We start from the raw sequence: 10,402 nt of genomic DNA, 5'->3' as shown, positions 1-10,402 counted from the left end.
CCCCACAACCGACCTACACCCGCCCCCCCCGACCCCCGCGCCCACCCGCCCCCCACAACCGCCGGCCGAACCCCCGCCGCCCCCGAAACCACCGCCGCCGAGCCCCGGCCCCCCCAGGATCACCGGCGCCACGCCGCGACCACCCCGGAAACGCCGGCCGCCGCCGCCGCCGCCACCCCCGCCGCTGCGCAGCATCGAAAGGATCACGAACGCCGCGACGATGCCCCAGAAGATCAGACCGAGCGGGAAGCCGCCGCCGCCCTCGCGCGCCGCGTCATGTTCGGCGACCGCGGCGTCCAGCCGCGCCTTGGCCTCGGGATCGGGCAGGCTGAGTTGCTCGATCAGCGCATCGGCGCCGGCCGCGATGCCGCCGGGCAGATCCCCCGCCTTGAACGCGGGGAGGATGCGGTTCTGGATCAGCAGCGTGGAGTAGACATCGGTCAGCACCGGGGTGAGGCCATAGCCCACCTCCACCCGCACCTTGCGCTCGACGGGCGCGACCAGCAGGATCGCGCCGTTGTCGAGGCCTTTCAGCCCGACGCGCCACGCGCGGCCCAGCCGGTAGCCGTAGTCCTCGATCGTATAGCCCTGCAGGCCGGGGACGGTGGCGACGACGAGCTGGCGCCCGGTCGCTTTCTGCAACGCGTCGAGTTTCGCGGTGAGGGCCGCTTCCTGCGCAGGCGGCAGCACGTCGGCGCCATCCACCACGAAGCCGGTGAACTTGGGGAAGGTCTGCGCCCATGCCGGCCCCGCCAGCAGCAACGCCAGCAGCAGCAACAGGGCACGAACGGGGCGGGCGATCACCCGCCTCGCCTCAGAAATTGACCGTCGGCGCGACCTGCGCGTTGGCGGACACCGCTTCGAACGGGATCATCGGCTTGGCGCCGTGGAAGATCTTGGCGCCGATCGCATCGGGGAAGGTGCGGATGCGGGTGTTATAAGCCTGCACCGCCGCGTTGTAATCCCGCCGGGCGATGCCGATGCGGTTCTCGGTGCCCTCCAGCTGCCCTTGCAGGCCGATGAAGTTCTGGTTGGTCTGCAACTGCGGATAGGCCTCCACCACGGTGCGCAGCTGGCCCATCGCCTGGGTCAGCTGGTTCTGGGCATCCTGGAATTTCTTGAACTCCTCCGGGTTGCTCAGGTCGTCGGTGGTGATGTTGATCGAGGTGGCGCGGGCGCGTGCCTCGGTCACCTTGGTCAGCGTGCCCTGCTCCTGCGCGCCGGCCGCCTTCACGGTGGAAACGAGGTTGGGGATCAGGTCCGCCCGGCGCTGATATTCGTTCTGAACGTCCGCCCAGCGCGCCTTGGCCGCTTCCTGCGCCTCGGGCACGCTGTTCAGGCCACAGGCCGACAGCGTGAGCGCGGCGATCGGCGCGGAGAGCGCGAGAGTAAGGCGGCGCGACATCGTCATAGCTGGGCAGGCCCCGTGGTGGTGACAGGCCCGACAGATAAACGAGCGCGCGACGGGCGGCAATCGCCGGGTTGAAATCCCCGCGCCGCCAGGCGACACCGGCAACATCAACAGGGAGACGGCCATGCTCGGCGAGTTCAAGGCATTCATCGCGCGCGGCAACGTGCTCGATTTGGCGGTAGCGGTCATCATCGGCGCCGCATTCGGGCGGATCGTCACCTCGCTGACCGACGACATCATCATGCCTGTGATCGGCAAGATCACCGGCGGGCTGGATTTCTCGAACTACTTCGTACGGATGGGCGATGTGCCGGCAGGCTATGTCGGCTCGATCAATAATTATGCCGACCTGAAGAAGGCCGGCGTGCCGCTGCTCGGCTACGGTCAGTTCATCACGATCGCGGTCAATTTCCTGATCGTGGCCTTCATCATCTTCCTGCTGGTGCGCGCCGTGAACCGGCTGACCGAGCGGGATCGCGCCAAGGTGGAGACGGCACCCGCACCCGACGCCGCCGATGTGGTGCTGCTGCGCGAGATCCGCGACGAACTGCGCGCGCGACGCCCGTAGCGGCGGGGCTTTCCAAACGCCGGCACCGGGTCTATATCGTTCGGTGCCGGGTTCGCCCGGCTATGGTGATAAATCATGTCGCATAATAGACGCAGCGGACCCGGGGGCAGTACCCGGCGGCTCCACCACAAGCCTCGGCAACGAGGTTTATGACGGGGCCGAACCAGGATCGACGTGTGTTCAAAGGCGATGTCTTTGCCCGGCCTGATTGAGCCGTAAAACCGATCAAAACCACAAGTGCTAACGATAACGAAGCACTCGCGATTGCTGCGTAACTGACGCCCTTCGGGGAGTAGGTTACAAGGCTTAAGCGCGGTTCGGGCCGAACCGGGCAACAGAATCGGACACCGGCGGTACGGGGGGCACCGAGCAACAGAAGCTCCCCACTTCGCATTTTCCGCACGCTCCGTCGCCGGGCCGCAAGGCCGTTGAGGCCATCGTCTCGACTGCGCGTTTCCTCGCCATCACTCATGATGGAGGCGACGATGGCGGAACATGACGACCCCGGGATCGGGCAGGACGCGAAGCCCGACGATACCGCGGCCAAGGTGGTGAGCGATACCGCCCGTCCGGTGCGACCGGGTGGTGGCGGCCTGGGTGGCGCTTCCGCCGCCGCCGATCCGCTCGACCAGTCCGGCCGCAGCATATCGGGTGCTACGCCCAACAGTCCGATCGATACGCAGGCTCCGCATCCGGAGGGGCCGGCCGATGTCGCCGGCCACGAGGCGGCGCTGCGGGCGGCGGGCGATGCGCCGGAAGACAAGCCCGGGTCGCGATAATCTTCGCATCACGGTTGCCGTCGGCTCGCTTCGTCGCATTTGGCGGAACCGGCAGGGGGGTGGGTGGCTTTCACTCCCCACAGCCGCGCCCGCATGTGGGACACGGATGGAAGCAGGGGTATCTCGCATGAACCGCATGTACAAAATTGCCGTGGTCGCGGCCTTCGTCGGTCTCGCCGCATGCGGCGGCAAGGGTGACGACTCGCTCGGCTCGAACGTCGAGCAGGCCTATGACAATCAGGCCGACGCACTCGACGCCGCTGCCGACAACACCGCCAACGAGGCGACTTCGGACGCACTCGAAAACCGTGCCGACGCGCTGCGCGACGAGGGCGACCGCAAGTCCGACGCGATCGACGATGCGGACGTGAACGCGGCAGCGGTCAATTCCGCGACCGTCAACGCGATGTGATCGTCTTCGGGGGAGGGGGCAGCCCTTCTCCCGGAACGGCGACGGAAAAGGGGCCGCGAGGCCCCTTTTTCATGTCTGAGCCCCGTGGGCCGTGCGGATAGAGCATTGCAGCCAAGGGGCATCCCGGTCCGCCCCCGAGAAGGCGAACGCCCGAGCGCCTGTGACAAAAAAGGGGGCCGAAGCCCCCCTTTCCGTTCGACTATGAAGTCGAGGATCAGTCGTCGTTGCGCGTCAGGAACGCGGGCGCGAACTCGGGCGCGGGGCCGTCGTCGTTGCCGCCTTCGCTGCGCTCGCGGCGCGGGCCGCGATCGGGGCGATCACCGCCGCCTTCACGACGCGGGCCACGATCGGGGCGGTCGCCGCCTTCGCGACGCGGGGCACGGTCGCCGCCGTCACGACGCGGACCGCGATCGCTGCGCGGGGCACGATCTGGGCGGTCGCCACCTTCACGCGGGGGACGGCTGTCCTCCAGCTCAGCGCCGGTCTCCTGATCGACGACGCGCATCGACAGGCGAACCTTGCCGCGCTGGTCGATCTCCAGGACCTTGACCTTCACTTCCTGCCCTTCGGACAGGACGTCGGACACCTTGGCGACGCGCTCGTTCTTGATCTCCGAGACGTGGACGAGACCGTCCTTGCCGCCCATGAAGTTCACGAACGCACCGAAATCGACGAGGTTGACGACCTTGCCGTCATACACCTTGCCGACCTCGGCCTCCTGCGTGAGACCGACGATCCACTTGCGCGCGGCCTCGATCTTCTCGGGGTCGGACGAGCTGATCTTGACGGTACCGTCGTCCTCGATGTCCACCTTGGCGCCGGTGGTGGCCACGATCTCGCGGATCACCTTGCCGCCGGTGCCGATCACGTCGCGGATCTTCTCCTTGGGCACCTGCAGCGTCTCGATGCGCGGCGCGTGGGCGGAGAGTTCCGAACGGGTGGTGTCGAGCGCCTTGGCCATCTCGCCGAGGATGTGGGCACGGCCCTCGTTCGCCTGCGCGAGCGCGACCTTCATGATCTCCTCGGTGATGCCGGCGACCTTGATGTCCATCTGAAGGCTGGTGATGCCCTCGCTGGTGCCGGCTACCTTGAAGTCCATGTCGCCGAGGTGGTCCTCGTCGCCGAGGATGTCGGAGATCACGGCGAACTCCTTGCCCTCGAGGATCAGGCCCATCGCGATGCCGGATACCGGGCGCTTCAGCGGCACGCCGGCATCCATCATCGCCAGCGACCCGCCGCACACCGTCGCCATCGACGACGAGCCGTTGCTCTCGGTGATGTCGGACAGGACGCGGATCGTGTACGGGAACTCCTCCTTGGTGGGCAGCACCGGATGCAGCGCCCGCCATGCCAGCTTGCCGTGGCCGACTTCGCGACGGCCCGGCGCGCCGAAGCGGCCGACTTCACCGACCGAATAGGGCGGGAAGTTGTAGTGCAGCATGAAGTTCTCGTAGTTCAGGCCGTTCAGCCCGTCGATCATCTGCTCCGCGTCGCGCGTGCCGAGCGTGGTGCTGACGATCGCCTGCGTCTCGCCGCGGGTAAACAGCGCCGAACCGTGCGCGCGCGGCAGGAAGTGGACCATCGACTCGATCGGGCGAACCGTCTTCGTGTCGCGGCCGTCGATGCGGCGGCCTTCCTTCAGGATGGCGGTGCGGACGATGTCGGCTTCCAGCTTCTTGCCGAGCTTGGCGGCCTTCAGCCGGGTCTCGGCGTCCGCATCGGCGAAATGCTCGTGCATCGCCTTCTTCGCCTCGGCGATCGCGGCGACGCGGTCGGCCTTGCCGGTGTTCTTGTAGGCCTTGGTCAGGCCGTCGCCGATCAGCTTCTTGACCTTCTTCTTCAGGTCGCCGCCGTCGTCGAGCTTGGGCAGTTCCCACGGATCCTTGGCGGCCTTCTCGGCCAGGCCAATGATGCCCTCGACCACTTCGGCCGATGCGCGATGCGCGAACATCACGGCGCCGAGCATGATCTCTTCCGAAAGCTCCTTGGCTTCGGATTCCACCATCATCACCGCATCGGTGGTGCCGGCGACGACGAGGTCGAGTTCGCCTTCCTTGATCTGGTCCAGCGTCGGGTTGAGGATATACTCACCGTCGATGTAACCGACGCGGGCGCCGCCGATCGGCCCCATGAACGGCACACCCGAGATGGTGAGCGCCGCCGACGCCGCGATCATCGCGAGGATGTCCGGCTCGTTCTCGCCGTCGTAGCTGAGAACCTGGCAGATCACGTTGATCTCGTTGTAGAACCCTTCCGGGAACAGCGGACGCAGCGGGCGATCGATCAGGCGGCTGGTCAGCGTCTCCTTCTCGGTGGCGCCACGCTCACGCTTGAAGAAGCCACCGGGAATGCGGCCGGCCGCCGAATATTTTTCCTGATAGTGGACGGTGAGCGGGAAGAAATCCTGCCCGTCCTTGACCGACTTGGCGGCGGTGACGGCGCACAGCACCATCGTCTCGCCGAGCGTCGCGATCACCGCGCCGTCGGCCTGGCGGGCAACACGGCCCGTTTCCAGCGTCAGCGTCTTGCCGCCCCACTGGATTTCCTGCTTCTTGATATCGAACATGTGGTTTCCTTCTCTCCGATGGCCGTATGCCACCGGGGCCTGTGTGGCGCTGCATCAGCGCCAATCCGGGCAAGACGCCCGGGAACCGGATCGCAGCCTCGTGCCGCGATGCGGGCAGTGCCGGACCGCGCACCCGCGCTGGCCCGGAAACGAAGCGGCCCCCGAAATCGGGGGCCGTCCGGATTACTTGCGAAGCCCCAGCTTCGCGATCAGTGCCTGATAGCGGCCGCTGTCCTTCTTCTTCAGATAGTCCAGCAGGCTCCGACGGTTGTTGACCATCATCAGCAGGCCGCGGCGCGAATGGTTGTCCTTGGCGTGGCCCTTGAAATGCTCGGTCAGGTTGGTGATGCGCTCGGTCAGGATCGCGACCTGGACTTCGGGGGAGCCGGTGTCGCCTTCGGTGCGGCCATGCTCCTTGATGAGGTCGGTCTTGCGCTCTGCGGTGATCGTCATTCAGTCTTCCTTCGACATCCGTAGGTTGAAACCGCGCACCACCCGTATTTCGGGCCCGGAGATATCCACCAGCGCGACCGGATCCTGTCCGTCGATCGCCATGTGGAGCCCCGATGCTGCGGCGTTCCCGATCACGATGCGCCCCTCGCGGAGCGCCCTTGCCTGATCGGGGGTGACGGGGAGGGCCGGGATGTCGTCCAGTCCCGCCGTCAACGGCAAGAGTATGTCTTCAAGGCGGCGCGCATCGCCCATTTCGGCCAGATTGTCCAGCGTAATCGCCCCGGCGAGGCCGAACGGCCCTGCCTTCGTCCGCCGCAGCATGGCCACATGCCCGACCGTGCCGAGCGCCAGCGCGATGTCCCGCGCGAGGCTGCGGATGTAGGTACCCTTGGAGACGCGGGTGGACAGCGTGATCGAGTCCAGCGGCTCGCCACCGGCCGCGTCGTCTCCGCCCACACGGGGGGCAGCGCCGAGCGCGTGGATCGTCACCGCGCGCGTCTTCATCGCCACGTCCTCGCCGGCGCGGGCGCGATCGTAGGCGCGTTTGCCGTCCACCTTCAGCGCGGAATAGACCGGCGGCACCTGTTCGATCGCGCCGGTGAAGGCGGGCAGCACCGCCGCGATCTGCGCCAGCGTCGGCCGCACCGGGGAGGTGGCGATCACCGGCCCCTCGCGGTCGAGCGTGTCGGTCTGCTCGCCGAACGCGATGGTGAAGTCATAGCCCTTGTCGGCATCGAGCATCCGGCCCGACAGCTTGGTCGCCTCGCCCAGCGCCACCGGCAGCACGCCGGAGGCCAGCGGATCGAGCGTGCCGCCGTGGCCCACCTTCACCTTGTCGTAGCCGCCCGCGCGCATCGCCCGCTTCACCGCCGAGACGACCTGCGTGGATCCGGGGCCGACCGGCTTGTCGATGATGATCCAGCCGTGCAGCATCAGCGCGCCGCCCATTCGCGTTGCAGGATCGCGAAGACCACGGTGTCGCGGACATGGCCGGTCCAGGTAATCATGTGATCGCGCAGCACGCCCTCGCGGCGCGCGCCGAGCTTTTCCACCGCCGCCTGGCTGCGCGCGTTGCGGGCATCGATGCGGAACTCGATACGGTGGAAGCCGCAGGCGAAGGCGTGATCGATCAGCAGCTGCTTGAACCGCCGGTTGAGGCCCGATCCACGCGCGGCCGGCGCGAGATAGGTGCCGCCGATCTCCAGCACGCGGTGCTTCCCGGCAATGTTGAGATAGCCGGTCATCCCCACCAGCACGCCACCGGCAAGGGCGGCGAACGGCACCCGCCCGGCGGTATCGGTCAGCGCGTCGAAGGCGGGGTCGAAGCCGGCGCCGGCATAGCTGACCGGATAGATATCCCAGATCGCCGGGTCTGCGGCACAGGCGGCGCGCAGCGGCTCGCGGTGGCTTTCACCAAGCGGCTCCAGATGCGCCACCCCGTCGGCCAGAGGCGCCGTCAGCCGGTCGGCGCGGGCGCCCGGGCGGGCGGTGTCAGGCATCGGGCGTCGGCTCGTCCGGCTCGATCAGGTCGCGCGCCACCTTGGGATCGCGCAGCAACTGATCGATCTTGCCACCTTCGTCGAAGCTCTCGTCCGGCTGGAAGCGCAGCTTGGCGGCGAAGCGGCTGTTTACCCGGCGGGCGACCTCGCTCTGTAGATAAGCCGTATTGGTCCGCAACGCCTTGAGAACGACCGCCTCGTCCGCGGTGCCCAACGCCTTCACGAAGGCGGTGGCGTGGCGCAGGTCGGGCGACATCCGCACCTCGGTGATCGACACCATCGTGGCGGCCAGCGTCGCATCGTGTACGTCGCCGCGCATCAACACGTCCGACAGGGCGTGGCGCACCTGTTCGCCCACCCGCAGCACGCGGATCGACTGGCCTTCGGGGGTCTCGTTGCGGCGCATATTGTCTCGTTGGGCTTTCGGTCGTATATCGGGAGGGCCACAGTCGATCGATGCTGTACGATCATTCTCCGAGCCCGGATGTTCCCGCATCCGGGCTCGGATCATTTGCGGGGGCCGGCGTTCCCGCGCCGGACCCCGCACTGGCTTAACGGCGGCTCAACTCGATGATCTTCACCACCAGGCCGAGCATCGCGACGATGAAAGTCGCCACGCCGAGAACCAATGCCACAGTCTCCGCGATGCTTATACGAACCACCTCCCAACGGCGCCCCGGTTGGGCGCCGCTAGGAAGTGTATAGGAACAAATAGGGAACGGTCAAACGGCTTGATGGAACGCGTGGCTTAAAGCGTGCGCTCCCGCTCCTCGACCTCGAACGTCTCGACGATGTCGCCCGGCTTGATGTCGATCGATCCCTCGATGGTAATGCCGCACTCCAGCCCAGCGCGCACTTCCGGCACATCGTCCTTGAAGCGCCGCAGCGAGGCGATCGAGCCGTTGTACACGATCACGTCGTCGCGCAGCACGCGGGCACGCAGCTTCTGGCGGATGTAACCATCCACCACGAGCAGACCCGCCGCCTTGCCGTGCTTGCCCGCCGAGAAGACCTCGCGGACTTCGGCGCGGCCGACGACATGCTCCAGATACTCCGGCCCCAGTGTCCCCGCCATGCCGGCGCGAATCTCGTCCAGCAGCGCGTAGATCACGTCGTAATATTTCAGCGCGACCCCGTCGCGGGTGGCGAACTCGCGCGCCTTGGCATTGGCGCGCACGTTGAAGCCGATGATCGGCGCGCGGCTGGCGGCGGCCAGCGTCACATCGCTCTCGGTGATGCCACCCACGCCGTAATGCAGGATACGGGCGCGAATATCGGCCGTGCTGATCTTGTTCAGCGAGTTGACGATCGCCTCGACCGACCCTTGCGTGTCGGCCTTCACCACCAGCGGATATTCGATCGCCTGCTTCTCCTTCAGCGCGGAGAACATCGACTCCAGGCTGGCGGGGACGGTGGTGGTGCGCTTGGTCTGGATCAGGCCGGCGCGATAGGCGGCGACCTCGCGGGCGCGTGCCTCATTCTCCACCACCGACAGCGGATCGCCCGCCGACGGCACGCCGGACAGGCCGAGCACCTCGACCGGCACGGACGGACCGGCCGATTTCACCTGCTTGCCCTTGTCGTCCACCAGCGCGCGCACCTTGCCGCTTTCGGCGCCGACGACGAAGATGTCGCCCACGCGCAGCGTGCCACGCCCGACGAGGATCGTCGCGACCGGGCCGCGGCCCTTGTCGAGCTTCGCCTCGATCACCGTGCCTTCGGCGGCGCGATCCGGGTTGGCGCGCAGTTCGAGTAGTTCGGCCTGGAGCTGGATCTTCTCGATCAGGTCGTCCAGCCCCATCTTGGTCAGCGCGGAAACCTCGACGTCCTGCACTTCACCGCCCATGCTCTCCACCTGGACGTCATACTGCAGCAGCGCCTCGCGGACGCGCTGGGCATTGCTGCCCGGCTTGTCCATCTTGTTGATCGCGATGATCATCGGCACGCCGGCCGCCTTGGTGTGGCTGATCGCCTCGATCGTCTGCGGCCGCAGGCCATCGTCGCCGGCCACCACGATCACGACGATGTCGGTCACGTTGGCACCGCGCCCGCGCATCTCGCTGAACGCCTCATGGCCGGGCGTATCGAGGAAGGTGATCTTCGATGAGTCCGCCATCGTCACCTGATAGGCGCCGATATGCTGGGTGATGCCACCGGCCTCGCCCGACACCACGTTGGTGCCGCGCAGCGCATCGAGCAGGCTGGTCTTGCCGTGATCGACATGGCCCATGATCGTCACGACCGGGGGACGCGTCGCCATCGTCTCGTCGGCATCGATATCGCCATCGGTATCGATCTCGACGTCGGCATCGGACACGCGCTTCAGGTTATGGCCGAACTCGGTAACGAGCAGTTCGGCCGTATCCTGATCGATCGACTGGTTGACGGTGACGGGCATGCCCATCTTGAACAGCGCCTTCACCAGATCGGCGCCGCGCTCGGCCATGCGGTTGGCCAGCTCGGCGACGGTGATCGTCTCCGGCACCACCACGTCACGCACCTGCTTGGCGGACGGGCCGCTCGACTGGCCGCGTTTGCCCTTCTCCCGGCTGCGCTTGAGCGCGGCGAGCGACCGTGCGCGGGCGCTGTCGCCCTCGGTGTCGAGTGCCTTGGTGACGGTGAGCTTGCCCGACTGGCGACGATCATCCACGCCCTTGCCGCGCGCGGGGCGCACCGGCTCGGGCCGCTTGATCGGCGTGACGGGGGTGAAGCGG

Annotated in this window: 12 protein-coding genes and 1 other RNA gene; 4 read left to right on the top strand and 9 right to left on the bottom strand. The window is 67.2% G+C overall.

Annotated features, from left to right (window positions below; genetic code table 11):
• The coding region (locus FOY91_RS19175) for a TPM domain-containing protein (RefSeq protein ID WP_145155348.1) at positions 1 to 801 on the bottom strand (801 nt) is incomplete at its 3' end.
• A gap of 13 nt (positions 802 to 814) precedes the next feature.
• On the bottom strand, positions 815 to 1,411 hold the full coding sequence (locus FOY91_RS19170) for a LemA family protein (protein WP_145155346.1): 597 nt from the start codon (positions 1,409 to 1,411) through the stop codon (positions 815 to 817).
• Between the two features lie 124 nt (positions 1,412 to 1,535).
• On the opposite strand from FOY91_RS19170, the gene mscL reads away from it, so the two are divergent.
• The 4 genes from mscL (at position 1,536) to FOY91_RS19150 (ending at position 3,170) form a co-directional block, all read left to right on the top strand.
• Positions 1,536 to 1,979 carry a large conductance mechanosensitive channel protein MscL gene (gene mscL / locus FOY91_RS19165; protein WP_145155344.1) on the top strand — a complete coding sequence of 148 codons (444 nt, stop codon included), beginning with the start codon at positions 1,536 to 1,538 and terminating at the stop codon, positions 1,977 to 1,979.
• Positions 1,980 to 1,984: 5 nt separating this feature from the next.
• Positions 1,985 to 2,328, top strand: a transfer-messenger RNA (tmRNA) gene (ssrA, locus tag FOY91_RS19160).
• Positions 2,329 to 2,464: 136 nt separating this feature from the next.
• Entirely contained in the window at positions 2,465 to 2,758 is a 294-nt protein-coding gene (locus tag FOY91_RS19155) for a hypothetical protein (protein WP_145155342.1), read from the top strand.
• 127 nt (positions 2,759 to 2,885) lie between these two features.
• A complete protein-coding gene (locus tag FOY91_RS19150; protein WP_145155340.1) occupies positions 2,886 to 3,170 on the top strand; it encodes a hypothetical protein in 285 nt (94 codons plus the stop codon).
• Between the two features lie 214 nt (positions 3,171 to 3,384).
• Here FOY91_RS19150 and pnp read toward each other — a convergent pair whose 3' ends face one another.
• From pnp to infB, 7 genes are all read right to left on the bottom strand, one after another.
• Positions 3,385 to 5,736 carry a polyribonucleotide nucleotidyltransferase gene (gene pnp, locus FOY91_RS19145; protein ID WP_145155338.1) on the bottom strand — a complete coding sequence of 784 codons (2,352 nt, stop codon included), beginning with the start codon at positions 5,734 to 5,736 and terminating at the stop codon, positions 3,385 to 3,387.
• Between the two features lie 183 nt (positions 5,737 to 5,919).
• On the bottom strand, positions 5,920 to 6,189 hold the full coding sequence (gene rpsO, locus FOY91_RS19140; RefSeq protein ID WP_145155336.1) for a 30S ribosomal protein S15: 270 nt from the start codon (positions 6,187 to 6,189) through the stop codon (positions 5,920 to 5,922).
• Positions 6,190 to 7,137 carry a tRNA pseudouridine(55) synthase TruB gene (gene truB, locus FOY91_RS19135; RefSeq protein WP_145155334.1) on the bottom strand — a complete coding sequence of 316 codons (948 nt, stop codon included), beginning with the start codon at positions 7,135 to 7,137 and terminating at the stop codon, positions 6,190 to 6,192.
• On the bottom strand, positions 7,122 to 7,688 hold the full coding sequence (locus FOY91_RS19130; protein ID WP_145155332.1) for a GNAT family N-acetyltransferase: 567 nt from the start codon (positions 7,686 to 7,688) through the stop codon (positions 7,122 to 7,124). The genes truB and FOY91_RS19130 overlap by 16 nt, the downstream gene beginning before the upstream one ends.
• Positions 7,681 to 8,094: a 30S ribosome-binding factor RbfA gene (gene rbfA / locus FOY91_RS19125; protein ID WP_145155330.1), complete on the bottom strand. Its 414-nt coding sequence runs from the start codon at positions 8,092 to 8,094 to the stop codon at positions 7,681 to 7,683. Before rbfA ends, FOY91_RS19130 begins: the two co-directional genes overlap by 8 nt.
• 145 nt (positions 8,095 to 8,239) lie before the next feature.
• Positions 8,240 to 8,350 carry a putative holin-like toxin gene (locus FOY91_RS22885; protein ID WP_420822897.1) on the bottom strand — a complete coding sequence of 37 codons (111 nt, stop codon included), beginning with the start codon at positions 8,348 to 8,350 and terminating at the stop codon, positions 8,240 to 8,242.
• 86 nt (positions 8,351 to 8,436) lie between these two features.
• Positions 8,437 to 10,402, bottom strand: a 1,966-nt coding sequence (infB, locus tag FOY91_RS19120; RefSeq protein ID WP_145155328.1) for a translation initiation factor IF-2, incomplete at its 5' end; no start/stop codon positions are given.

The organism is Alterirhizorhabdus solaris, from assembly GCF_007785815.1.
GTDB lineage: Bacteria > Pseudomonadota > Alphaproteobacteria > Sphingomonadales > Sphingomonadaceae > Alterirhizorhabdus > Alterirhizorhabdus solaris.
Note: the sequence above shows the minus strand (reverse complement) of the source record. Positions and strands in the feature narration are given on the sequence as shown.

Excerpts from the sequence above, each read along its gene's own strand:
- FOY91_RS19170 (WP_145155346.1), bottom strand. The coding sequence starts at position 1,411 with ATGACGATGTCGCGCCGCCTTACTCTCGCGCTCTCCGCGCCGATCGCC.
- mscL (WP_145155344.1), top strand. The coding sequence starts at position 1,536 with ATGCTCGGCGAGTTCAAGGCATTCATCGCGCGCGGCAACGTGCTCGAT.
- FOY91_RS19155 (WP_145155342.1), top strand. The coding sequence starts at position 2,465 with ATGGCGGAACATGACGACCCCGGGATCGGGCAGGACGCGAAGCCCGAC.
- FOY91_RS19150 (WP_145155340.1), top strand. The coding sequence starts at position 2,886 with ATGAACCGCATGTACAAAATTGCCGTGGTCGCGGCCTTCGTCGGTCTC.
- pnp (WP_145155338.1), bottom strand. The coding sequence starts at position 5,736 with ATGTTCGATATCAAGAAGCAGGAAATCCAGTGGGGCGGCAAGACGCTG.
- rpsO (WP_145155336.1), bottom strand. The coding sequence starts at position 6,189 with ATGACGATCACCGCAGAGCGCAAGACCGACCTCATCAAGGAGCATGGC.
- truB (WP_145155334.1), bottom strand. The coding sequence starts at position 7,137 with ATGGGCGGCGCGCTGATGCTGCACGGCTGGATCATCATCGACAAGCCG.
- FOY91_RS19130 (WP_145155332.1), bottom strand. The coding sequence starts at position 7,688 with ATGCCTGACACCGCCCGCCCGGGCGCCCGCGCCGACCGGCTGACGGCG.
- rbfA (WP_145155330.1), bottom strand. The coding sequence starts at position 8,094 with ATGCGCCGCAACGAGACCCCCGAAGGCCAGTCGATCCGCGTGCTGCGG.